Origin of the sequence: Neobacillus sp. WH10 (assembly GCF_030123405.1) — a bacterium.
Classification (GTDB): domain Bacteria; phylum Bacillota; class Bacilli; order Bacillales; family Cytobacillaceae; genus Neobacillus.
In genome coordinates this window covers 2,332,622-2,357,414 of the sequence record NZ_CP126110.1, presented here as the reverse complement: position 1 = coordinate 2,357,414, position 24,793 = coordinate 2,332,622, and the positions used below count along the sequence as shown (strand labels likewise).

Sequence of the window (24,793 nt, the reverse complement as noted above, 5' to 3'; positions counted from 1 at the left end):
TAATTTCAAGTATTTTGAAAATAATACTTGAAAATAAAACACTTGGGAGCAATCGCCCCAAGTGTTTTCAAATTAATGATGATGATGGTGGTGTCCGCCTTTTGAAGGATTGGTAATCAGCCATTCCTCTTTTGGGACATGAAAAAGCTGAATCCACACACCATCAAGATACTCGTCGTTTTTATCGAGAATAAAGTCAATTTCCTTATCGGTTTTGACTACTTCATCATTTTCAGTTGGCGTATCAAGTCTCAAATCATAGTGTGCATGATCCCCGTGGATGCTTGTAACGTAAACACGGAATAGCTTCCCTTGTGCCTCTTCTTGTTCCATCATTTTTTTCAATGCTTTTGCAGCATTTCGATTGATTTTTACCTTCATTTTGTGCTCTCCTCTTTCTATGTATTCCTCATTATTATCCCACGATTATATTAAAATAGACAATTTTAAGCAATGAAATAATGGTTCGTTGGCTTTCACTTCAACTCTTTTTACTTAAGCACTTGAACGATGGTGAAGACGGAATATCACATATACTAAACATAATTTACAGCTTCTTTATCGCAGCATAACAGTCGCCCTGATCCATTTGGGTCATATCAATTAGAATTCACATAAAAATAGTGATAGTAGTAATAAAGGTGTCAGGCACCATGTGAAAATTTCACATGGTGCCTGACACCTATTTATTTTGTACTATTTTTCCTTTTTGTCCGTACTAATTGGTATCCTATGAAGGCGACATACAGCGGTATAGCTACATAGATGAAATATGGAAATCGAAGCTGTTCCTTTTTAAAGACAAGATAAATTGCGTATCCTAAAAAAAGTGTAATAATAATGCCATATTTCGGGAGAGGGATATCCTTTAGGCTAGGAATTTTTATTGTACTTACCATCAAATAGCAAAGTAAGAAAAACGCGATGACAAAGATGAAACCAGGCATCTTTCCATGAAACAGAGTCAAGAGTGTTAACAAGCCACCCGCAGCTGTAATCGGAACGCCTGTAAAATACTTTAACGAAGATTTCACGGCATTAATGTTGAACCGTGCCAGTCGGTACGCCCCAAATAATGGAAAAAGTCCAGCGACCGCCATTCCGACTGCACCAAAAGAGGAATAATAGGAATAATAGGCCATCATTGCCGGTGCTACACCAAAGGTGACGATATCTGCCAGAGAGTCAAGTTCTTTTCCCAAATCACTTTCCACACGAAGCATTCTGGCAATGCGGCCATCCATGCTGTCGAGCATCATTCCAATTAAGATTAAAATAGCGGCATTCTTGTAATCCCCTTGCGCTGAATACATGACCGATAAAAAGCCAGAAAATAAATTAGCAAGGGTAAAAAGGTTAGGAATACTGTTTCTAATAATATGTATCACTCCAGTTTTCAATTAGCAGAGCAAAGGTCAATAAGATACCAACCATTAGTTTCCGCTTTTATATTTCTTATTATAACGCTTTTCTTGGTAAAATTGGAAAAACCAAATTGCAACTGTTAACCAAAATCCACTCGCTAAATATCCTCCAATAATATCACTTGGATAGTGGACACCTAAATAGATCCTGCTCGTTCCAATCGCCAATATCATAAAAGCACTAAAAATAATCAGGATGCTTCTTCCCCACTTAGTTGAAATATGGCGCCAAAGCAAAAACGTAATAATCACATAAACGGTAAATGCATTCATAGCATGTCCACTTGGATAACTATACCCTGAAATATCAATTAAACGATGGAAATTAGGACGAGCACGGTGGAAAACCTGTTTTAAAATTTGGTTTAATACTGCTGAACCGATAATCGCAGAAATGAATAATATTAATTCTGAACGATGATGTAATACTTTATAAAGGAAAAATATTAAAACGATACATAAAATGATAACAAATGGAGTAGAACCAATAAAGGTAAAAAATTTCATCACTTTTGTTAAAAATGGCGATTCCAGTCCTTGGATAGCTGCTATTACATCCCTATCAAAATCTATGATAGTATTGTCACTTATTAACAACGTGATTAAGCCGAAGCTGAGAACGCAGACTAAACTTATGATGAAAGCGATAATTAGATTTAATTTAAGATTCATAACAAGATCCTCTCAAGGTGAATTTAAAGCGTCTTTAAAAACATACCATATAGTACCTTAATATAACAATAAATTCTCTACCATCTCCTTACTTCCCTAAATCAAAAAAAGACTTGCTAAAAAAGCATTCCACCCTTCAGCCAAGATTACAGTAATAATGTTTGTTTATAACTGTATTATGTGATTTTGCTGAGGGTCTGGACATTTTTAAGCAAGTCTTGATAATAAAATTATTTATTTGTTGACCAACGGAGCATGTCCCTATCGTCTTAGTTAGGTATTTGACAGTAGGTTTATTTAAGCTATATCAGTATCTGAATTTGATAACCGAATGTTCTTTCAATACATTAGCTTTTTGTTTTCATTTTTTTAAATTTCCATTTATAAACGAGGTAGCAAAGTGTAAAAATGATGGCAATTATTATTGCAGGTGTAACAAACGGTTTTGCAGCTTGATTGATTTGATCCCATTTCGTTCCCAAGGTCATCCCTAGATATAAAAAGAGAATCGACCATGGAATAATTGCGGCAATGGTATAAATGCTAAACTTTGAAAAAGGCATCCGGGCAATACCAGCAGGAATGGAAATCGCATGTCTTACAAAAGGGATAAAGCGTGCCGTAAAAATAACGCCTGACCCATATTTGCTGAACCATTGTTGGGCAAGATCCATATGATGTGGTTTGATCAACAAATACTTTCCGTATTTATCGAGGATTGGTCTTCCACCATATTTCCCTAACCAATACAGAAACCACTGGGCGATAATCCCCCCTATTGTTCCTGCGACCACTGCCCCGATGAATGAAATTTTTCCGATAGAAACTAAATAACCACCGTAGGCCAAGACGATCTCACTTGGAATAATTTCGATCATTAAGCCTAGGGTAATGCCAAGATAACCAAGGCCTGAAAGCAAATCAAAGATGGACTGAATAAAATGTGACATAATCTACCTACCTTTTTGAAGAATTTCTCTTGTTGCTGATTGAAGTTTAAATGTTTGAATGATATTTCTTATATAAGAGTTAGTCACCCGCTACTTTGAGTACTTGGCCCCTAATGATTCAGTTGAAAAGGTTTCGTTTCCTTAACAGTTGTTTAGAATAGTTCATATTCAGATGAGGATACAGAAGCTGATAAAACACCTCCTGTAAATAATATACCACTAACTTCAATAGCATCTAGCACTTTCTTATTCATTTTCTTCCTTCTTCTAAGCATTTTGTTGTTATATGATAAGAATAGACAATCAAACTAAACATACTATTAATGAAATATTAATAATTTCTTAAATCGGAAGCTTTGGTAAAAGTTTTGAGTTGTGGTTGTACCTAATGTTTATTATATTGAAAAAGCAATCCTCCCTCTTAGGAAGAATTGCTTATAATAAAATCCATAAAGATTATGAAACTCTCGCTTTATTTTCCACTGATTCATCCGTTTTGTCTTTTGAGAAAAACCAGCCAGCTGCTGCTATGCCAACCAGCACGACGTAAAAGGTTATTTTCCATGCGGTTGAATGAGCAAATTCCTCACTTAGAATCCCTAACGAAGGATGTGAAAGTGTATAAACTGCTAGTTTAACACCAACCCAGCCGACAATTGTAAAAGCAGCGATTTCTAGACCAGGTCTTCTCTCAAGCAGCTTAACAAACTGGTTAGCTGCAAAACGCATAATGATTAATCCAATAATACCGCCTGCAAATATAACTAAGAACTTACCGCCATCAAGCCCGCCGATGTTTGGAAGCGGTGTGTCTGGAAGTACAACCGCCATCGCTACGGCTGCAAGAATAGAGTCAACCGCAAAGGCAATATCAGCTAATTCAACCTTGAATACCGTCGTCCAAAAGCCGCTTTTTTTGCGATCTTTCTTTTCCTCCTTCTGCTCTGTTTTTCCTTTCACAACCTTCCTGAAAATATGATTACCTGCCATGAATAATAAATATATAGCCCCTATAGCTTGAACTTGCCACACATCAACAAGGAAGGAAATCGCAAACAATGACGCAAAGCGGAAGATAAATGCTCCAGCAAGACCGTAAAACAACGCCTTTTTTCGATCTTCTTCAGGTAAATGTTTCACCATAATCGCAAGTACCAATGCATTATCTGCTGCTAAAAGACCTTCTAATGCCACCAAGATCAATAAAACCCATCCGTATTCCAGTAAAAGAGCAAAATCCATTAATTATTCCTCCTAAAAAATTTGATATTTTTCAAAAATACTCCCTTATTGCCATAAAAATAGGCCTTTACTGTTTACAGTAAAGGCCTAAAAAACACATAAAAGACCTTTACAGTAAAGTAAAGGTCTTGCTAACAACGTAATGTTGCCAATAAAGCCGGAGAAATCAATTCTCGAAATGACGACTTTATTGTAGCAGCTACTCCCCTTTAAAAAGGAAATATTTAATTACTTACAATATATTATACTTTTTATCAGATGTCAATGTTAGTTTGAAAGATTTATCCTACATTAACAGGCAGTAAGACTCCTCTTCAAGACTTTGATGTTACAAAAAAGGATGATTAGTGGGCTAGAAAAAAAAAACTAATTGATGTTTCACTTTATAGTTCATATATCTCTGAATATTTTTTCTCGAGATATTCAACAAGATAATCTGCGTTTAATTCCTCACCAGTGACCTTAACGATTAATTCATTCGGTGTATAAAGTTTACCGAACCGGTGGATTTTTTCCTTTAACCATGCTTGGATCAGCTCAAACTGGCCATTTTCAATATAGCTATAGAAATCAGGAAGATCATTTTGTATTGTTCGTAGAATTTGGGCTGCATAGAGATTTCCTAATGAATAGGATGGGAAATAGCCGATGCCGCCAAAGGACCAGTGTACATCCTGAAGAACACCTTCAGTATCCGTACTTGGTGTAATTCCAAGATAATCTTGCATTTTCTGGTTCCAAATTTCAGGCAAGTCCTTAGCATCAATCTCACCGCCAATTAATGCTTTTTCAATTTCATATCTTAGCATAATATGCAAATTGTAGGTTAACTCATCTGCCTCCACACGGATAAAAGAAGGCTCAACCGTATTTACCGCACGATAAAATTCCTCAACTGAAACATTTGCTAATTGTGCGGGAAAATATTCTTGCAGCTTAGGGAAAAAGAACTTCCAGAATTCCTTGCTGCGTCCGACCATATTTTCCAAAAATCTTGATTGTGATTCATGTATCCCAAATGAAGTACCACTCTGAAGAACTGATTCCTCATATTCCGGATTTATGTGCTGCTCATATATTCCATGCCCTGCTTCATGAATTGTTCCAAAAAGGGCAGAACGAACATTTCTTTCTAAATAGCGGGTTGTCAAGCGAACATCCCCAATGTTCACTGTTTGGGCAAATGGATGCACGGTTTCGTCAAGGCGCCCTGCCTCCATATCAAAACCAATGATCGGCAGGATGAAACGATTAAATTCTTTTTGTTTCTCGATATCAAATGATTGCTCAAACACTCCAACTTGTGTCAGCTTTCCATTTTTCTTAATTCGTTCTAATAAATTTACACTTGATTCTCTTAATTTAGCAAATAAAGGATCTAGTCTCTTCACTGTTAAGCCCGGCTCAAATTCATCAAGCAAGGCATCGTATGGATGCTCCTCATAGCCATAAATTTCAGCGAATTTCCGCTTAAATTCAACAATTTTCTCCAATGAAGGAAGGTAGCGGGCAAAATCGTTGTTTTCTCGCGCTTCTTCCCATGCATCATTTGCTTGTGCCGTTAAGATACTGTACTCCTGAAAAAGGTCGGCCGGTATACTTTTGGATTTCTGGTAGTATTCTTTATACTCCCTTACCCTTGCCTTGGTGACTTCATCTAATTTTTCTCCATTTTCAGCAGAAGTAAGTTTTTCTAATAAGTCGCCCATTTCCTTAGATACAGATAGCTTAAATACTTCCGTCCGTAATGTTCCAGTTGCCTTAGCAAAAACATTCCTGCCTTTTTTCGGTGCCATAACTTTTTGATCCCAGTCTGCTAAACCAATAATACTTGAAAAATGAGTTATTTTTTCATCTAACAGTTTAAATTGTTCTAATGCCTTCTGTAATGTTAGATTAGCTACTTTCTGTTCCATATGCAGCCCCCCTTTTCATTATTCTATTCCCTAAAGGATGTGAACCTGCCACTTCCCCATTTTATTATAAATTAAAAAATTCAAATAAAGAAAAATATTTGAAAATCTTTTTAATAGAAAAATTTGAAGCTTCCATCTATGTCACTGTACAACTTATAAAATCTTTATCCACTTTAAATACATATTTACCATTTTCTGTTGTTTCTTCTTTTTCAATTAGGCATAATGAGTAAAAGGATTAAATTAGGTAAAAAGGATGTGTAACCATTTTGGAGAAGCTGACAAAGAAAAAGTCTCATTTCCCTTTTCGCTTAAATTTACTTTTTTTTAGTGTATTTTTATTATTTTCAGTCCTTATACTTCGTCTTGGCTTTGTACAAATTGTGTATGGAGAAAATTACAAAAGAGATTTAGAAAGGAAAGAAGATATTACGGTTAGTAATTTAGTGCCTAGAGGAAAAATGCTCGATCGTGATTTTCGGGTGGTTGTCGATAATGTTCCAAAAAGTGCTATCATCTATACAAATGAAGGGTTTAGTCAAAAAGAGATGCTAGAAACCGCTAAAAAGTTAGCGCTGCTGATTGATAAAAAAACAGACAAGGTCACTGAAAGAGACAAGCGGGATTTCTGGTTCATAAAAAATCAAAAGTGGGCGGATGCCAAAATCACAAAAACAGAAAAAGACTTATACAATGCAAAAAAATTAACGGACAAAGAGATCTATAAATTAAAATTGGATCGTATCACTGAGGAAGAATTGAAAGAAATAACAGATACCGACCTTGAAGTGCTGGCGATTTACCGGGAATTTACCAGCGGATATAAATTTACCCCGCAAATGGTAAAGAACGAAGACGTTACCGAAAAGGAATTTGCCGTAGTAAGTGAAAATCTTCAATCACTCCCTGGGGTTGAAACGACAACAGATTGGGACCGATCGTATGCTTTCGAAAATACATTGAGATCTGTTTTAGGAAAGGTGACAAAATCCGATGAAGGCCTTCCTGCTGATCAATTAGATTATTTTTTAGCAAAGGGCTATAGCCGTAATGACCGTGTCGGCAAAAGTCAATTAGAATTCCAATATGAAGATGTACTTCACGGTTACAAATCAAAGGTGAAAAATATAACAGATAATGCGGGCAATGTCATTGAAATCCACTCCGTCTACACTGGAAAAAAAGGAAAAGATCTTATTTTAACGATTGATATGGAACTCCAAATGGCTATTGATAAGATTCTTGAAGAAGAACTTTGGGCTGCAAAGACATCACCAGGTACTGGTTTAACCGATCGTGCTTACGTCGTCTTAATGGATCCCTGGACTGGAGAGGTATTAACGATGTCAGGAAAAAAAATTGTTAATGACAAAGATACCGGAAATGACGAAATGATTGATGATGCCCTGGGGACCTTTACTACCACATATAACGTCGGTTCCGCTGTAAAAGGAGCAACGATTTTAACCGGCTATAAATCAGGCGCAATTTCTCCTGGTACTTCTTTTGATGATACTGGGATCAAAATTAAAGATACCCCTTTAAAAAAATCGTATGCCTATTTAGGTAGAATAAATGATATTGATGCCTTAAAAAAATCTTCAAACGTTTATATGTTCCATACAGCTATTAATATCGGTAAAGGACATTATGAATACGACAAACCATTAAATTTTACTAACAAGCTTTCTTTCGAAACAATAAGAAACTCTTTTGCTTCCTTTGGCCTTGGAACAAGAACAGGGATTGATCTACCAAATGAACAAACAGGTTTTAAAGGACAAAGCAAGCTGCCTGGTTATTTACTCGATCTTGTTATTGGTCAATATGATACATATTCTACCATGCAGCTGGCACAATATGTGTCTACGATTGCAAATGGCGGCTACCGAATGCAGCCCCATGTGGTAAAACAAATTCGTGAACCCGCAAGTGAATCGGATGAATTCGGGCCAGTCATACAAGAAATCACTCCAACTGTCCTGAACACAATTGATGTAAAAAAGGAATGGATGAGTCGTGTCCAAACTGGATTTAAAAAGGTCATGCAGGAGCCGGGCGGAACTGCATATAACTTTTTTCAGGGTGTTACCTATTCACCTGCAGGTAAAACCGGTACTGCCGAAGCCTTTTACGACGGACCATTTCGCAGTAATTATGGAAAAGAGCCGCCTCCTGTTATGAACTTAAGCCTGGTGTGCTACGCTCCAAGCACGAATCCTGAGGTTGCCATGGCCGTTTTAGTTCCATGGGCTTACGAAGGAAGCGTTGATAACCGTGCAAACCTCAAAATAGGCAAGCGGGTTTTGGATACGTATTTTCAAATGAAAAATAATTTCGCAAGAAGATCTAACCGTTAGGCCGTTTATGAAACTTCTTATCGACAATCTCGCAAGAAATTTCACCTATTCGTAGTTCATACAAAAAAATTGATAAAAAGTGAAAAACGCCCAGTACTGGCGTTTTTCATTCCTTCTTTAACACCGATTTCACAGCATGCTCAATCTCGAAATAACTCGTGCAACGGCAAATATTCGATTCAAGCCATTCTTTAATGGTATGATCATCGGCATCCGGATGCCGTTCGATTAAAGAGTGGCAGTTCATAATAAACCCTGGTGTGCAATAACCGCATTGAAACGCGAAGTGCTCGACAAAGGCTCTCTGAATTGGGGTGTCAGCCAGCCCTTCAATTGTTGTCACTTCTTTCCCAACCGCTTCCACGGCTAACATTAAACAAGATTTCATTGGCCATCCGTCGACATTCACGGTACATGCCCCACAGTCGCCGTTTAAACATCCTGGCTTCGATCCTGTCAGACCTAGCATCCTCCTTAAGACATATAAAAGGGTATCAGCTGACCTTACTGTAACCATCCGACTTTCTCCATTTACGTTTAAGGTACCCGTATAGGTTTTCAAGGTTCCACTCTCCCAGCTTAGAATAAGTGATTAAACCTGCACTCTATCAAGAGCAGCCAATAAATCAAAGAACAAATTCCGTAAAACAAATAAACGGTATTCAGCAGATCCCTCGACATCATCTAAAATCGGTTGTGGTAAAACTGCAATTGCTCCGGCCACTCTTGCTTCAGCCGATTGTCCTATATTATTTAATGCACCTTCAACCTCCGTAGAGCGAAAAGGAAAGGGACATAACCCGCTAATACCAACACGAATTTGTTGATTCACTTTTAAAGCTGCAATTGTAATCAAGGGGTAACCGGTATCCCACTGCTGGCGGCGTTTGACACTAAAAAACGGTGCTCTGATAAACCTATTCTCCGTTGCGATTTGAACCAAAAATTCGCCTTTTTCTAATCCTAATTGTCCTTGAAAGATATCATTAATAGGGATGATTTTTTTTCCATTAGGTCCAATCAGTAATACTTGACTGTCTGCAAGTAAAAATGGCAGAACTGCTTCCCGATAAAAAATTCGTGCACAAATATTACCACCCAAGGTAATTTTTCCTCGGGCAGTATGGTCGGCAACTTCACTCGCTGTTTTTGTTAACAATGGAAAAAGATTCGCTTCTTCAATTTTTGTTAGCGAAAGCGTGCTGCCAAGAAGTACCTGATCCCCGCTTACTTGCATAATCTTGCTTTCAGCAATGTCCTTAATATCAATGACTGCTTCCGTGTAGGCTAGGTTAATTCTCCCAAGTGTAATTAATTCTGTTCCTCCTGAAAAAAACATCGGCTGCTTGCCCTGTTGATCCAAAAATTGAAATAAATCTACAGCTTCGTTTAACGTTTCCGGCCGATAATAATCAAAATCAAAGGGAAGCATTACATCAAAGCCTCCTTTGCCTTCCAGATTAACTCTGGAATTAACGGCAGGTTATTAAGTGAAACACCCGCCGCAATCGATAAGGCATTGCCTAGTGCCCCGGGCATCCCCATTAAGCCATGCTCCCCGACACCTCGCGCCCCGTATGGTCCATCAAGCTGAGGAGTTTCAACAAACCCCACCAAGTATTCAGGATTTTCCCCGTACCTTAGCGGCCGGTATGTCCGAAGCTGAGGATTCAAAACACGCCCCAGCTCATCAAAATAAAACGTCTCTCTACCTGCAAACGCGAGCCCCATACTCATTGCCCCCATGACTTGACCGAGTGCTGCTTTTTCATTCATCACCCTGCCAATATCTACAACCGTACATGCTTTTACTAGCCGGTACGTATAATCCCGCCGGTCAAGCTCAATCTCAACCCCATAAGCAGCAACCGTCCACTCCGGACCAGGCTTTCCAGCTCCTGTATCCGGATCTAAATGGGTTAGATGCCGTAAAATATAACTTCCCCTGCCGATAATTTGTCCGCCAATAGAATTGCCATTTGGATACTTATAGCCATGACCGATATCTTTAAAATGCAGGCCAATGGATGGGTCATCCCTTAAAAAAACACGGCTGCCCGCAACTTCCAGATCCTCCTTTGGTGCCCTTAGAACACATGACGCAACCTCTTTCAACTGATCAAGAACATCGTCTGCTGCCTTCAACACAGCCCTTCCTGCCATGAAAGTTCCCCTGCTTGCAACTGTCTTCCAATGCTCTGGTGTCGTTTGTGTATCCACTTCCATCTTTACATAAATGTTATCCACATCCATTTTCAAACGTTCGGCAAGAATTTGAGCGAGGATGGTTTTTGTTCCTGTTCCAATTTCAATTACTCCAGACATTAAATTAATCGTTCCATCTCGATTAAACGTCAGGATTACTCCTGAAGGGGCATCGATGTCAATCGTCGACGTTTTCCAACTGCAGCCGACTCCTTTTACTCGAATCAAGCGATTGTTTATTTCTTTAACCGCCCCCTCATCCCAATGAATGAGTTCCCTAACCTTTTCAATACATTTCCTTAGATTCCCGACATTACTTTTATTTAAAAGGACTCTTGTCGGTGTTGTATCACCCGGCATAATCGCATTGATATATCTGAGTTCAAGCGGATCCATGTTTAATTTTTGCGCGAGTAAATCCATTGTCCGTTCAATGGCAAAAGAAAGCTCTGCATGGCTGAAGCCCCTGTATGGTGAGGCGTATGGATGATTTGTATACATACAATACGAATCACACCAGACATTTTCAATATTATAAGGCCCTGTACAATCAACCGCACCAGACCTAGTGACATCAATGGCTTTATCAGAATAGGCTCCACCATCCCATAAATAGCGGATTTCTGCCACATAGATCTTCCCATTTAACCCAGCGCCCAACTTTACGAATGCATCCAAACCAATATGACATGGGGAAGTTATGATATCTTCTTCTCTCGTATTGAAAATCTTTACTGGCTTCCCGCCGACAGCCTTTGATGCTAAATATGCAAGCACTTCCAGCTGCACCGGGGCCTTGCCACCGTACGCACCGCCCACAAGTGGGGTATGGACAATAATTTTCCCCAGATCTATACCGAAATAATCAGAGAGTAATCTTTTGACCATAAACGGCGCTTGTGAGGACGTCATAATTGTGATCGTTCCATCCGGCATGATTTCTGCGGTTGCACACCGTGTTTCCATTGCAACATGATCAGAAGGGGCAAATGAGAAGCTTGCTTCCACCACCGTCACACTATCCGCCCAGCCCTTTTCCATATTTCCCTTTCGAATTTTAATATGGGTGGCGATATTGGTGCCAGGAACCGAGAAGGAATCTTCCTCTTTTTTATATTCTCCTAAATGTTCATGAACTAAGGGTGCGCCCTTTTGAAATGCCTGAGTTGGTGAATTTACAACCGACAGCAATTCATATTGCACCTTAATTAAGTCAGCTGCTTTCCTTGCTTGCACAGGAGTATCAGCTACAACAAGGGCAACAGGTTCACCGTGATACCGAACTTTGTCAACAGCAATCGGCGGGCGGTCACGGATTGCTTCACCTGTCAGCGGAAAGCGTTCGCCGGCGAGAATCGCCCTGACACCAGGAACCTGCCAAGCCTCCATAGTATCAATGCTGACAATTTTAGCATGACCATAGGGACTGATGACCATTTTCCCTGATAACATCCGAACCGTATGAAAGTCATCCGTAAAATTTGCTCGTCCCATCACCTTATCAATCGCTTCCTTACGAATGACACTTTTCCCAATAACCTCCACATACATTCCTCCTAATCTATAGGAATGGTCCATTGTTCAATAGGAAATGGTAATCTTCAATCGTATCAACATCAAAAAAATAAACACTCTTATCCATTTCTATTCGTTTCCTACGATTCTCACAATCATCGCGAAGCAAACTCCTTGCCCCTCGGTCCTCAGATAATTTCATAATTCTTGAAAAAAGACTTCTAGGTAGAAGAACGGGGGGGGGGTCATCACTCCATTATGCAAATAGGAAATAAAATCCTCGGACCCTTGGAATTCATCAATTAACCGATTAATCATTCCCGTTGTCACAAACGGCTGATCTGCAAGCAAAACGACAACCCCTTCTCCTCCATATTCTTGCGCAGCTTTTACCCCCGCTTTTAGCAAAGCATCTGGCCATTGTCTGCATCCTTGCATTCTAGAATTCTCAAACCTTTATCTTTTGCAAAAGGAGCTAACCAAAGAAGCGATCTCCCTGTCGAGTGACGGCGAAGGTAACGTCAAGCTTCGATTCCAGCGCCGCTCGAAGCGCTATGCCTCCCAAAAACTGATTCCCAAGCGGTAAATTCAACTTATTACTGCCCATTCTGCTGCTCTTGCCTGCGGCAAGATAGACCCCCACTAATCCGGTATGGTCCATAAATGGTCCACTCGTTCATATGCAGGTTTTCTCCATACTTCAATCATTTCAGCAACTATACTTACTGCGATTTCAACGGGTCCTTTTGCTCCAATCGCAGCACCTATTGGAGAGTGGATCTGAATTGGAACATCATCACCTTTTAACAGTCTATTTGTTCTCTCCCTCGGACCTAATACCCCTAAGTACTTTATATTTTGATTTAGTACCTTCATTACTATTTCTTGATCTCTCTGAAAATGGTGTGTCATCACAACAACAAAATCAAAAGGTGAAAAAGAGATTTGTTTTAAAAGATTAGATGGGAAGCCCACTAACAGCTCTTCTGCCCGCGGGAAGTTTTTTTTCTGGCAAAAAGTTTCCCGCCAATCACAGACCACCACTGAAAAACCTATATCTGCTGCAAAAGATACAAGCGGGATTGCATCTGGTCCTGCTCCAAATACGATAAGCCTTGGCTTTGGTTGATACGTTTGCTGAAAAACAGTTGGAACCCCTGACATAACACCGATTTTCGTGGTGAACTCAATTACCGGAATCGGTCCTGACCAGTTTCCAAACGGATCACCTTCCTCCTCAATAAAAACATATTCCCCCAGTACATCCAGCTTTTTTAATGCAATGACCGGCTTTTGATAATTTAGAAGTGTTCTAACAATTTGAAAATGCTCTTTTACTTTTTCCGTTACTGGCTCGAATAATATATCAATGGTGCCATTACAGCCTGCACCTTGTCCCCAGCTTAAATCGTCCTCATCAAACAATTCATATTGCACTATAATGGCCTTTTGTTTCTCAAAAACTTCCTTTACTTGAATAGCAAGGTCTGTTTCCAAGCAACCTGCTGTTAACATGCCGATTTGTGTACCATCCGCCAAAAAAAGCATAGAAGAACCTTCTTTTTTATATGCAGAACCCTTTACACGAACGATCGTCGCTAAAACACAAGCCTCAGGCTGATCAAGGACATCTAAAATTTGATATATATCCTCCAAACTTTTCCCCCACTTCTGACACATGAATTTCTATCTTATTTATATTAAGACCTATGCTATTCCTAGAATGATTAATTTTTCTCTAGCTGCTTTCATATGAATTAGTAACAATCGCATGAAGGAGAGCTACACATGAAGCTGGGAAAATTTAAAGATCTGCTTCCGATTCCTCCTGTATTAAAACCAAAGTGGAAATCGGATGATTATACGTATTATGAAGTAAGCATGAAGGAATCGAAGCAATCACTCCATAGCGATTTACTCGCAACAATGCTATGGGGATATGAGGGAATTTACCCGGGACCAACCATTGAGGTAAATTCAGGTGAAAGACTATTTGTAAAATGGAAGAATGAACTACCTGACAATCATTTATTGCCGATTGATCATACGGTTCATGGCGCTGAGAAGGAGAAACCGGATGTCCGGACTGTTGTCCATCTACATGGAGGGAGAACAGAGCCAGCGAGTGATGGGTACCCGGATGCATGGTTCACGAAAGGATTTACTGAAAAGGGTCCTTATTTTCAAAAAGAAATTTATGAATATGCTAATCAGCAAACTGCACGGACACTCTGGTACCACGACCACGCGATCGGGCTGACGCGATTGAATATTTATGCAGGCCTTGCCGGATTTTATTTAATCAGAGACCGGCATGAACATTTATTGAATCTTCCTAGTGGACCATTTGAGGTTCCATTATTGCTTCAAGATCGTACCTTTCATGAGGATGGCTCATTGTCTTATCCAGTACAGCCGGAAAACAATACTTCCTCCATTTATCCTTCGATTATCCCTTCCTTTTTCGGCAATACGATAGTTGTAAATGGGAAGATATGGCCCTATCATGAGGTAGAACCCCGAAAATATCGATTTCGCATCTTAAATGCAGCAAATGCCCGCTTTTTTCGACTAACCCTGGATTCAGGTCAACTATTTTTTCAAATCGGCACGGAAAGCGGGTTTCTGGAGCGACCAATTGGAGTAAAATCTTTATTGCTCGCACCAGCTGAACGACTCGATGTCATCATTGATTTCTCGAATATGGTAGGTAAATCAATAATTTTGAAAAATAATGCACCGACACACTTTCCGATTGGTGATCCAGTTAACCCCGAAACCACAGGTATCGTTATGGAGTTTCGCGTAACGCAGCCGCTTTCAGGAATTGATACGAGCACAATCCCTTTCTATATGGGCCCCATAAAGTGGCTGCAGCCAAATTCTGCCCATATGCAAAGATTTCTCGAATTAAGCGAGGAAAAGGATCAATATGGAAGGTCGCTATTTCTGCTAGATAAGAAAAGGTGGGATGATCCTATTTCAGAGAATCCTCGTCTTGGCTCAATTGAAATATGGAATTTTATCAACACGAATGACGACGACCATCCCATCCACGTTCACCTTGTTCAATTTCAAATTCTTAAAAGGCAGGCCTTCGATGTAGATTATTATAAAAAAACAAAGCAAGTGAGATTCTCGGGGCCGAGGCTTCGTCCAGAGCCATGTGAGCGTGGATGGAAGGATACAGTCAGGTGTCCGCCAGGTCATATTACTAGCGTCATCATCCCGTTTTTCCCAAATACCGGTCAATATGTTTGGCATTGCCATATGCTAGAACATGAGGATTATGAAATGATGCGGCCCTATAGAATACTTCCGACACAATAATGCACTCTAAGAATATAAAAGCTATCCAAAGATAGCTTTTTTTGTCCGTTATGCCTCCAAAAACTAGTTCCTTTAAGTATAACTTCAATTTTATATCTCATTATCCATTCGAATTTATTCCTAAAATACTAGATTTTTATTGTTGGGGAACACTTAGTTATATCTAATGTTATCAAAAAGGATGTTACTCATGAAAAAAAATCGAGCATTGTTTTTAACTGCAGTTGCTTCCGGTACGATGTTAAATCCTCTTAACTCTTCGATGATTGCCCTGGCATTACATAGTATTCAAAAGGATTTTCAGCTCTCCTTTACAACCGTTTCCTGGTTGATTTCCAGCTTTTATTTAGCTAGTGCCGTAGCACAGCCGGTAACAGGAAAGATTGCTGATATTTTCGGACGAAAAAAAACCTTTTTGTTCGGTCTTGTGCTTGTTGCCCTTTCCGCGTTTGGTGCACCCCTTTCTTCAACATTTCTTATGTTACTTGTGATGAGAATGATTCAATCAATTGGCAGCAGTGCTATCTATCCATCGGGAATGGCATTAATTCGCGACAATATAAAAGACCTGCAAGCTTCTGCACTGGCTGTCCTCTCGATTTTTGCCTCTGCAATGGTGGCACTTGGACCAACAATTGGTGGTTTCTCCATTGTTTATGGAGGCTGGCCGGCTATATTTTGGGTGAATATCCCGTTTATTATCATCAGTTTTCTGCTAGGTTTGTATATATTTCCAAAGGATGTTAAACAGGATATAGCTCATAGGAAAGAATTGTTTTTCAACCTTGATTTTCTTGGCATTATTTTTTTTGCCGGAGGAATGGTCTTCTTTTTATCATTTCTATTATCGTTTGAAGCTAATGCAAATTATCTTTCCGGTATGGTGGGGATACTTCTTTTCGCCCTTTTTGCCTGGAGGGAATTGAGAGTAAAAGAGCCGTTTATCGATATTCGTATTTTTAAATCACATTCAAAGCTTTCAATGGTATATGTCCAGTTTATCTTTTTAAACATCTTTTTTTATTGTTTATTTTTCGGTCTCCCGAGCTACTTTCAAGAGGTGTTGGGTTTAAGTGTAGAACAAAGCGGTTTATTAATGCTATTTATGTCAGGAATCAGTATTATTATTTCATCCATTTCAGGAAAATGGATTGACCGAGCTGGTGTATATCAGCCAATTATGATCGGCTCGTTTATCTCAATCATTGGGGCACTGATTTTTACCTTGTTTTTTGTAGATGCTTCTTATTTAGTAATAGGAATCATATTATCGATTTTGGGATTAAGCTATGGAATCGGAAATGTTGTTCTTCAAGTCGCCATGTTGAAGGAAAGTCCTAAGGAAATTATAGGAACAACCTCAGGGTTGTTTCAAACTTGCAGATATTTAGGCTCCATTTTATCCTCTATTATTTTAGGATTAATATTTGGAGCTGAGATTTCTGCGAATAACATGAAAATCATTGGCGGAGTTTTAATCATAACTGGAATCATCAGTTTTTTTATGAGCTTGTGGTTTTCACGGGGAAGGATGAAATTAGAGAAGTTGAAGAATACTTAACCTTTCTCAAACTATTAATCTTTCCTTCATATTTTGTTCATATTTATCCGTTATTATAAAAACAGGTTCACGAAGAACCTTTAACCTCCGCCCCCTTTTAATATAGATTTGGAAAATGCCCGGCAAAATTGCCGGGTAATTTTTTTTGTTAAAGTGAAAAAACAAGATAAAAGGCAGTTCCCCACATAATTAATGCGGATATTTTATTTTGATAAAGAATAACTCTTCCAGATCGATAAAGCTTCCCAATAAATCTCCCAGCAAGAGAAAGAGCAAAAAACCACATCCATGAGACAAGGATACATACGATCATAATTATTATTATTTATTTCCAAGACCTTTTTTTAAGCTGAGTATACTTCTTTAAAACACTGTCAATAACAATAAAAATTACGTTATTTGAGAGGGTGTAATGAAATGAAGGGAATATATTATATTAATGATCGCATCAGTTTAAATGGACTCTCGAAGGAAGATAGTATTTCACTACAGGAACAATCGATAAAAAACTATCTGTCCAACCAAAACATTCAAATTGTAAGACTTAACCCTTACCAATTAAATGACTATTACACCATTCCCCATGCACTTTTATACGATTTAAAAAAAGTGAAAAGCGGGTTTGACTGTTTTATTTATTTCTCACTTCAAACACTAGAGGATTTTATTTACACTTATCCCGCAAAATGGCTCATCTTAAAAAGCTTTTTTAAAGAAATCATCATTGTAGAAAAACAAAACGATTTGAATGTCCAAAAAGCTCTTTAATCAAGAGACTTTTGCGACGTTCTCCGATAAATGATTGCAAAATTTATCAAGAAAATGATTACCAAATAACAGCCATAAATTCCAAAGGAATAAAGCTTATTGTTACTAAATATAGACCCTGCGTAAGACAATATTAGAATATTGGGGATTTTCCCTAATGTCGATGCGATCAAAAAGGTAATCCATTTAACATGGCTTAAACCGCAAATGATATTTACAACCGGTGCCGGAATAATGGGAATTAAACGGCAAGTGAGAATCGCAACAAAAGAGTTTCGATTTAGAAAATGCTCATATTCCCTAACCTTTGGGTATTTGGTTAAGTTTTCTTCAGCCAAATCCCGAAAGCCATATCTGCTTAAAATGAAGAATCCCATTGTTCCGACCATTGCTCCTGCTAAAGAAATAAATACTCCTTCTGCGGCACCAAATACTGCTCCAATAACCCCCGCCAAAACGGGAAAGGGAATGACAGGAAAAAAAACACAAATGGCTACTAGCAGTATACTGATAAAGAGTGATACCGTTCCTCCTAATTTGACAAGGTGAAGCAATTCATCCTTTTGTAGGAAACCAATGGAAATGATAAAAAGTAGGATACATAAACTTATGATTCGTTTAATCATCTGCTGCTCCTTTCATATGGCAGCCAAATGGTAGTGTAAGAGAAAAGAAGTTACTTTACTTAGTATAAAACTTAAATTTCATTTCTTAAAGTATTAATTTTCTGATTTTTCATGAATAGAAATGCTTGCTAAATCATTTGATATCCAATAGGAAATTGTCATATCTTTAATGGAATGTAGAAATATTGTAACAAACCATCCATCCACATCATGAGGACAAAATTATAATTAACCTATAGAAACAATTTTAATGGTTAAAAAATAAACAAAGAATTTGGTGATGAAGATGCATGGTATAAGTAAAGGACATCCACATGGAGCGGGAAAGGGAATAGATTATGACATTAATCCATTCATTGTCATTTGGGAGGTAACAAGAGCATGCCAACTGAAGTGTGTTCACTGCCGGGCAGATGCGCAACTGACACCAGACCCTCGAGAGCTTACACACGAAGAAGGTATTAATCTAATCGATCAAATCTATGAAATGGATAATCCAATGCTTGTCTTCACTGGCGGCGATTGTATGATGAGAGAAGACCTTTTCGAGCTTGCAGATTATGCAATTAAAAAAGGAATGCGTGTGTCAATGACTCCTAGTGCTACGCCAAATGTAACAATCGAGAAAATGAAACAGGCAAAAGAAGTCGGGCTATCCCGCTGGGGCTTCAGTCTTGACGGACCAACACCGGAAATTCATGACCATTTCCGTGGAACTCCTGGATCCTTTGATTTAACACTTGAAAAAATTAAATACTTAAATGAACTTGAAATGCCGCTGCAAATCAATACGGTTATTTCTCGCTACAATTATGATTCCCTTGAAGAAATGTCAAAGCTTGTGGCTGAACTTGGTGCAGTTATGTGGTACATCTTCCTGCTTGTTCCAACAGGCCGTGGACAACTAGATGCCTGTATTACACCCGCAGAGCATGAAAAAGTCTTCCGCTGGTTATATGAATTAAGTAAAACAGCTCCATATGACATCAAAACCACCGCAGCACAGCATTATCGGCGCGTGGTACTGCAACAGAAAATACGTGATCATTTAATCGATAAAGGTGAAATTCATTACGAGGATACGATAACAACAGATTTCGCATCGATGCATGACGGCTTAAAGCGTGCACCAAAAGGAGTAAACGATGGTAATGGCTTTGCCTTTGTTTCCCATATTGGCGACGTTATGCCAAGCGGACTACTTCCAATAGTCGGTGGAAACGTCCGTGACACCCCGCTTGCAGAAATTTATCGTAACTCTAAGGTCTTTAAAGAGCTAAGACAACCTGACAACTATAAGGGTAAATGCGGCGTTTGTGAATATAACAAAATTTGCGGCGGCTCTCGTTCAAGAACGTATGCCGTAACAGGTGATTATTTAGAAAGTGAGCCATTCTGCGTTTATATTCCTCAGGCAATGCGCAATAAAGAAACTGAACCAACTGTTTAAATTTTTTGATTGAGGCACTCCACATCCTGGAATGCCTCTTTATTATTAAACGGTGTTTTGAAAATGATATTTTCGCTGGTTAAATTGCCTTCATATTGGGAAAGTTGTTGTTAGAAATCTTTTTTATTTGAAAGGATCAAAATGTATGCAGCCCATCGAATTAAAAGAAAAGCACGTGTCGACAGCACTTTTTCAATTTATCATTCCTTTTTCATTAAAAGCAGGTACCGATCAAAACTTGTCCCACTATTTAGAAGAGCAAGATTTTACCCTATTCCAATTAAGTGATGTGCAAATGGAACAGGCCTATTATGGTAGTTATCACGTGTCCCACCATGACTTAGAAGCATTTTTCCTTCCATTAACAAATAAAATTCTTTTTCCGACATCAGAACAACAAAATGGATTTCAAAGATATACAAAGAAGCTTGACATAAATAGCCTATTAACAGCAAGGAATGTTAGCATCCCATTTCACATTCATTCTGTCGATCTATTTATTTGTCCCTATGACCTCGTTTATTTAACGATTAGAACAGAAATTAACAACCTTCCATTATCACAGACAATAGAATTTGCCGATTGTTTACGAATCCATGAGCCACAACTTCAAAAATCTCAAATCGAATATAGTGGAAAGGTTTATCCTCTAATAATAGATTTTTTGTTTGATTTTTTAGTCCCTCAATTATCGAACTATTTGAATAATGAGGCAGTTACATTTCTTACTAGGCAAAAAATATATGTCCAATCTTTGCTTTCAATAAGTGGTGAAGAACTCATTGATACTGTTGATGTATACCGTACAGGAACCTTGTGCGGGTTAAATTCAGCTGGAAACCCATATGTTCGTGCAAATAACTTAGAATATATCTCTAATTATATAAATGACTATAGTTATAACCGCTGGGCCCCATCCACATCCTATTTTATTGATGACCAATCCTTTTCATGTATTACGATTGAAAAAGAAATTGAATTAAGTTTTCTTATAAAACAGTTTTACGGCCCATTTTACTATGCTGTTTTAATAAATCTATTTCATAAATTAGTATTTTTGAAAATATCTGACGACTTTACTGTCACAAATATCAGTCAAGATAAAAAAGAAGTCGATAAGTTAATTTATACAATAAACTCATTTACTTCTAACTACTTTTTTGCTGAATATCCTGCATCAACTGAAGGCCAAGAACTTTTTAATCATTTACGAAAAAGCTTTACTATTGACAATTTATATAGCAATACAAAAGATATACTTTATAGCTTGTTTAAATATGATGAAAACAACATGATGAAAAGAGACAGCTTGGTATTACTAGTATTAACTCTATATACGGTAATTTGCGGAATCTTTAGTATGAATCTTTTTACACATGATTTAGAGGGGAAAATTAATTGGTCTCACTTTAAATATTATAATCCTTTCGAGTACTTTGCTGTAGGGATCGTATTAAGCGGAATAATCGTGGTAGCTATTCTCGGGTTTCAAAGTTTATACCAAGCTGTCCAGGATCAAATAAGACGTAAAAAACGGGTTCAAGAATCCGTAAAAACATCAAAAAAACAATGACATAACACCGATATTGGCTGTTTTTTTTCATATTATCCTTTATAGTGAATGTAGTAAAAAGACGATAAGGAGATTTTATGATTAAAACAATTGCAATTAATCAAAATCAAGAAATGGTCAAGGACATAGAAATCTCACAACTTGTTCATGGAGAATATCTATGGTACTGGATTGATTTTCACCATCCAAGCAAAGAGGAAATCGAATTATTAAGAACACCTCTTTCCTTCCATCCATTAGCGATTGAGGACTGTATTCATCATTTACAAAGACCAAAGCTTGATTATTATGAGAATTATACCTTTTTTGTGACACAGGCATTGAGCAAAAAAATGATTGAAAGAGAAGAAGTGAACTTTTTTCTTAGCAGGAATTATATCGTCACTTTTCATCATAAATCCTCTGTAGAAATTGATGAAGTGTGGAATCGTTTGAGTCAATCGACCAGCTTAGCTCAATGGGATCCTTCCCATGTCTTTTATCATGTTCTTGATAAAATGGTCGATAATTATTTTCCTTTAGTTAATCAAATTGATGATATCTTAAATGAAATTGATGAAAATTCAAAAGGCAGGTCAATGGAGTCCTTACTTAAGGACTTATTTGATACGAGACATGATCTTTTATCATTACGGCATACTATCTCACCAATGAGAGATCTTTTGTATAGGATTATTAATTCACAGCGATTAACCAGTATGGAAGGGAAAATAGCATATTTCTCAGATATTTACGATCATTTGCTAAAATTAACAGAAATGATTGAAGCCAGCAGGGAGCTTGCCACAGATATACGTGATAGCTATATTTCCATCAATTCGAATGAAACAAACCATGTCATGAAGGTCTTAACAGTTATCACGACCATTTTTATGCCTTTGACCTTTATCGTGGGTGTATATGGAATGAACTTTCAATACATGCCTGAGCTTACTTGGAAATACGGCTATTTAGGCGCACTGATTATCATGGTTGTCATCGCAGTGGGTATGACAGTATGGTTTATGAAAAAAGGATGGTTTAAGTAGCGAAAAGACTAGCCTGACAATCTGGCTAGTCTTTTGATCCCAAATCCCAATCTTCATATTCAAATGTTCCACCTGTTAGGTCAATCGTATTACGCTCACCTTTATAATAGGTCTTCCCATCCTTTTCAATAATTAAATTGTCATACGTATAAACCTTTTGGCCATTTGGAAGATGTATGACGACCTTTTGTCCCAAATCCTCATTCGGTGCTTCAATTTTTATGGTACTTTGATAGTAATAGCGAAAAATAAAGAAACCAGCAGTTAAAATGATGCAGGCAGCTATGAAAAAAAACAGACCCTTCCAGGAAGATTGCTTCGGCTTGTGATTATATAATTCTACTCTGGTCAACATTTTTCTCCTCCCATTAGTATTATTCCGGATTATGAAGAGTTGCAAGAACGTTTTTCAAATAGTCCGAATAGTCCCATTTATACCCAATTATTCCAATATTTATCCGTTTTGAGAAATAGTAAACACATTTAACCTATGCATGATTTCTTAAAAAGTTGATAATAATTTCGATTTATTACATGGAATATTTGATTTTTATGTATTATAGTAAGGAATGAAAATTCAGAAAGGGGTACTTGCAATGGGTAATCTTACATATTCTGCAGAAACAATGAAATTAATTAGCGAGCTAGTATCAATACCGAGTCCTTCCGGTAATACAAATGAAGTCATAACTTTTGTCGAAAATTTCCTTTCAGAGTTACAAATCAAAACATATTGCAACCGTAAAGGCGGCTTAATTGCGACAATTGAGGGAAAAGATCCAAGTAAACATCGAATGCTTACGGCACATGTAGATACGCTCGGCGCGATGGTGAAAGAAGTAAAGGTAAACGGCAGGTTAAAGATTGACTTAATTGGCGGATTTAAATATAATTCCATAGAAGGAGAATACTGCCAAATCGAAACGAGCAGCGGCAAGAAATATACAGGAACTATTCTTATGCATCAGACATCTGTCCATGTTTATAAGGATGCAGGCAAAGCCGAGCGAAATCAGGAAAATATGGAGATTCGGATTGATGAAAAAGTACATAATGCGGAAGAAGTCAGGGCACTAGGAATCGAGGTTGGTGATTTTGTTTCATTTGACCCGAGAGTAGAAGTGACTCCAAGCGGATATATTAAATCCCGACACTTAGATGATAAAGCAAGTGTGGCCATTCTTCTTCAATTAATAAAACAAATAAAAACCGAAAACCTTGCATTGCCATATACAACCCATTTCTTGATTTCGAACAATGAAGAAATTGGGTATGGCGGAAATTCAAATATTACGCCGGAGACGGTTGAATACGTAGCTGTCGATATGGGAGCTATGGGTGATGGACAGTCTACTGATGAATATACCGTTTCCATATGTGTCAAGGATGCAAGCGGTCCCTACCATTATGAATTACGCAAAAATCTAGTACGTCTTGCCGAAGAAAATAATATTGAATATAAGCTAGATATTTATCCATATTATGGTTCTGATGCATCAGCAGCTATCCGTTCTGGTCATGACATCGTTCATGGTTTAATTGGACCTGGGATCGATTCATCACACGCGTTTGAGCGTACACACCAATCATCAATTGAAAATACAGCCAAGCTATTATACCACTATCTTCAGTCTGATTTAATTCTATAAGATCTGCTCGTACACCTTACGAAATGGAAATATAGAAATAACAAAGGCCGATTGGAAACCCAGCCGGTCTTTGTTCACCCGATAGGAAAACTAACCTTCCCATCAGGCATAAGTGCAATAAGGAAAGCTTCGTATGCATAAGCTTCGCTCTTATGTGCTCGCCCGCCGGCGAGTTTCTTTATCATGTAAAAAATTAATAATTTTTTAATTATATATTAATAGGTTATTAATTGTTACAAGCAAAAAAGGGATTATGATTGTTAGAGAAAAGGAAAAAAATCAGTCCTTTTGTCATAAGAATTCGACCAATTTTCTCCATTAAATAGAAAATGGCAGTTATCAATTTAAATTGGGGGCACAACTGATGTTTGAAAGATTACAAATTTTCTTTACCAGCCAAAAGGTGAAGTGGTTGGGCCGGTTTGCATACTATTTGCTGATTCTCCTATTATTATTTTTTATGTACGGATTTAACGATGCAAGCTCAGGTTCCTATATTTACAATGATTTTTAAAGGTAGGCAA

24 protein-coding genes are annotated in these 24,793 nt (G+C 37.9%); 9 read left to right on the top strand and 15 right to left on the bottom strand.

The window, feature by feature from the left end:
* Positions 1-72: 72 nt before the first annotated feature.
* From QNH20_RS11145 to QNH20_RS11120, 6 genes are all read right to left on the bottom strand, one after another.
* Positions 73-381, bottom strand: a complete 309-nt coding sequence (locus tag QNH20_RS11145) for an iron-sulfur cluster assembly accessory protein (protein ID WP_283922950.1) — start codon at positions 379-381, stop codon at positions 73-75.
* A 305-nt stretch (positions 382-686) separates the two neighbouring features.
* Positions 687-1,388, bottom strand: a complete 702-nt coding sequence (pssA, locus tag QNH20_RS11140; RefSeq protein ID WP_283922949.1) for a CDP-diacylglycerol--serine O-phosphatidyltransferase — start codon at positions 1,386-1,388, stop codon at positions 687-689.
* A gap of 45 nt (positions 1,389-1,433) precedes the next feature.
* Entirely contained in the window at positions 1,434-2,096 is a 663-nt protein-coding gene (locus tag QNH20_RS11135) for a phosphatase PAP2 family protein (protein ID WP_283922948.1), read from the bottom strand.
* A gap of 347 nt (positions 2,097-2,443) precedes the next feature.
* Positions 2,444-3,046, bottom strand: a complete 603-nt coding sequence (uptA, locus tag QNH20_RS11130; RefSeq protein WP_283922947.1) for an undecaprenyl phosphate transporter UptA — start codon at positions 3,044-3,046, stop codon at positions 2,444-2,446.
* 456 nt (positions 3,047-3,502) lie between these two features.
* Positions 3,503-4,288, bottom strand: a complete 786-nt coding sequence (locus QNH20_RS11125) for a TerC family protein (protein ID WP_283922946.1) — start codon at positions 4,286-4,288, stop codon at positions 3,503-3,505.
* Between the two features lie 383 nt (positions 4,289-4,671).
* Positions 4,672-6,204, bottom strand: a complete 1,533-nt coding sequence (locus QNH20_RS11120) for a carboxypeptidase M32 (protein ID WP_283922945.1) — start codon at positions 6,202-6,204, stop codon at positions 4,672-4,674.
* A gap of 269 nt (positions 6,205-6,473) precedes the next feature.
* Between QNH20_RS11120 and QNH20_RS11115 the strand changes: the two genes are divergently transcribed.
* Positions 6,474-8,564 carry a peptidoglycan D,D-transpeptidase FtsI family protein gene (locus QNH20_RS11115; protein WP_283922944.1) on the top strand — a complete coding sequence of 697 codons (2,091 nt, stop codon included), beginning with the start codon at positions 6,474-6,476 and terminating at the stop codon, positions 8,562-8,564.
* 106 nt (positions 8,565-8,670) lie between these two features.
* On the opposite strand, the gene QNH20_RS11110 is transcribed toward QNH20_RS11115, so the two are convergent.
* Genes QNH20_RS11110 through QNH20_RS11085 form a run of 7 tightly spaced genes read right to left on the bottom strand, consistent with a single transcriptional unit; the run spans position 8,671 to position 13,940 of the window.
* Complete coding sequence (locus QNH20_RS11110) at positions 8,671-9,126, bottom strand: (2Fe-2S)-binding protein (RefSeq protein WP_283922943.1); 456 nt, start codon at positions 9,124-9,126, stop codon at positions 8,671-8,673.
* Between the two features lie 30 nt (positions 9,127-9,156).
* Entirely contained in the window at positions 9,157-9,996 is an 840-nt protein-coding gene (locus tag QNH20_RS11105) for an FAD binding domain-containing protein (RefSeq protein ID WP_283922942.1), read from the bottom strand.
* Positions 9,996-12,314, bottom strand: coding sequence for a xanthine dehydrogenase family protein molybdopterin-binding subunit (locus tag QNH20_RS11100; protein WP_283922941.1), 2,319 nt, complete (start codon positions 12,312-12,314; stop codon positions 9,996-9,998). Before QNH20_RS11100 ends, QNH20_RS11105 begins: the two co-directional genes overlap by 1 nt.
* Positions 12,315-12,330: 16 nt before the next feature.
* Positions 12,331-12,453, bottom strand: a complete 123-nt coding sequence (locus tag QNH20_RS11095; protein ID WP_283922940.1) for a hypothetical protein — start codon at positions 12,451-12,453, stop codon at positions 12,331-12,333.
* Between the two features lie 29 nt (positions 12,454-12,482).
* The gene (locus tag QNH20_RS11090) at positions 12,483-12,722 is read right to left on the bottom strand and encodes an NTP transferase domain-containing protein (RefSeq protein WP_283922939.1); all 240 of its coding nucleotides are present in this window, start codon (positions 12,720-12,722) and stop codon (positions 12,483-12,485) included.
* A gap of 37 nt (positions 12,723-12,759) precedes the next feature.
* Positions 12,760-12,945, bottom strand: a complete 186-nt coding sequence (locus QNH20_RS27055; protein ID WP_481858069.1) for an NTP transferase domain-containing protein — start codon at positions 12,943-12,945, stop codon at positions 12,760-12,762.
* Positions 12,927-13,940, bottom strand: coding sequence for an XdhC family protein (locus QNH20_RS11085; RefSeq protein WP_283922938.1), 1,014 nt, complete (start codon positions 13,938-13,940; stop codon positions 12,927-12,929). The genes QNH20_RS27055 and QNH20_RS11085 overlap by 19 nt, the downstream gene beginning before the upstream one ends.
* 132 nt (positions 13,941-14,072) lie before the next feature.
* Here QNH20_RS11085 and QNH20_RS11080 point away from each other — a divergent pair, with 132 nt between their 5' ends.
* The 3 genes from QNH20_RS11080 (at position 14,073) to QNH20_RS11070 (ending at position 17,943) form a co-directional block, all read left to right on the top strand.
* The gene (locus QNH20_RS11080; RefSeq protein WP_283922937.1) at positions 14,073-15,614 is read left to right on the top strand and encodes a multicopper oxidase family protein; all 1,542 of its coding nucleotides are present in this window, start codon (positions 14,073-14,075) and stop codon (positions 15,612-15,614) included.
* Between the two features lie 181 nt (positions 15,615-15,795).
* On the top strand, positions 15,796-17,175 hold the full coding sequence (locus tag QNH20_RS11075) for an MFS transporter (protein WP_283922936.1): 1,380 nt from the start codon (positions 15,796-15,798) through the stop codon (positions 17,173-17,175).
* A gap of 417 nt (positions 17,176-17,592) precedes the next feature.
* Positions 17,593-17,943, top strand: a complete 351-nt coding sequence (locus QNH20_RS11070) for a hypothetical protein (protein WP_283922935.1) — start codon at positions 17,593-17,595, stop codon at positions 17,941-17,943.
* On the opposite strand, the gene QNH20_RS11065 is transcribed toward QNH20_RS11070, so the two are convergent.
* Positions 17,940-18,569, bottom strand: a complete 630-nt coding sequence (locus tag QNH20_RS11065; RefSeq protein ID WP_283922934.1) for a TVP38/TMEM64 family protein — start codon at positions 18,567-18,569, stop codon at positions 17,940-17,942. The two genes, QNH20_RS11070 and QNH20_RS11065, sit on opposite strands and share 4 nt — an antisense overlap.
* A 286-nt stretch (positions 18,570-18,855) precedes the next feature.
* Between QNH20_RS11065 and QNH20_RS11060 the strand changes: the two genes are divergently transcribed.
* From QNH20_RS11060 to corA, 3 genes are all read left to right on the top strand, one after another.
* Complete coding sequence (locus QNH20_RS11060; RefSeq protein WP_283922933.1) at positions 18,856-20,019, top strand: TIGR04053 family radical SAM/SPASM domain-containing protein; 1,164 nt, start codon at positions 18,856-18,858, stop codon at positions 20,017-20,019.
* A 145-nt stretch (positions 20,020-20,164) separates the two neighbouring features.
* On the top strand, positions 20,165-21,592 hold the full coding sequence (locus tag QNH20_RS11055; protein ID WP_283922932.1) for a hypothetical protein: 1,428 nt from the start codon (positions 20,165-20,167) through the stop codon (positions 21,590-21,592).
* Positions 21,593-21,669: 77 nt separating this feature from the next.
* Complete coding sequence (gene corA, locus QNH20_RS11050) at positions 21,670-22,620, top strand: magnesium/cobalt transporter CorA (protein ID WP_283922931.1); 951 nt, start codon at positions 21,670-21,672, stop codon at positions 22,618-22,620.
* Positions 22,621-22,645: 25 nt separating this feature from the next.
* Here corA and QNH20_RS11045 read toward each other — a convergent pair whose 3' ends face one another.
* Positions 22,646-22,975 (bottom strand): hypothetical protein, encoded by a 330-nt coding sequence (locus tag QNH20_RS11045; RefSeq protein WP_283922930.1) that lies wholly within the window; start codon positions 22,973-22,975, stop codon positions 22,646-22,648.
* A gap of 241 nt (positions 22,976-23,216) precedes the next feature.
* Here QNH20_RS11045 and QNH20_RS11040 point away from each other — a divergent pair, with 241 nt between their 5' ends.
* Positions 23,217-24,269 carry a M42 family metallopeptidase gene (locus QNH20_RS11040; protein ID WP_283922929.1) on the top strand — a complete coding sequence of 351 codons (1,053 nt, stop codon included), beginning with the start codon at positions 23,217-23,219 and terminating at the stop codon, positions 24,267-24,269.
* A gap of 364 nt (positions 24,270-24,633) precedes the next feature.
* Positions 24,634-24,783, top strand: a complete 150-nt coding sequence (gene dltX, locus QNH20_RS11035) for a teichoic acid D-Ala incorporation-associated protein DltX (RefSeq protein ID WP_283922928.1) — start codon at positions 24,634-24,636, stop codon at positions 24,781-24,783.
* Positions 24,784-24,793: the final 10 nt, after the last annotated feature.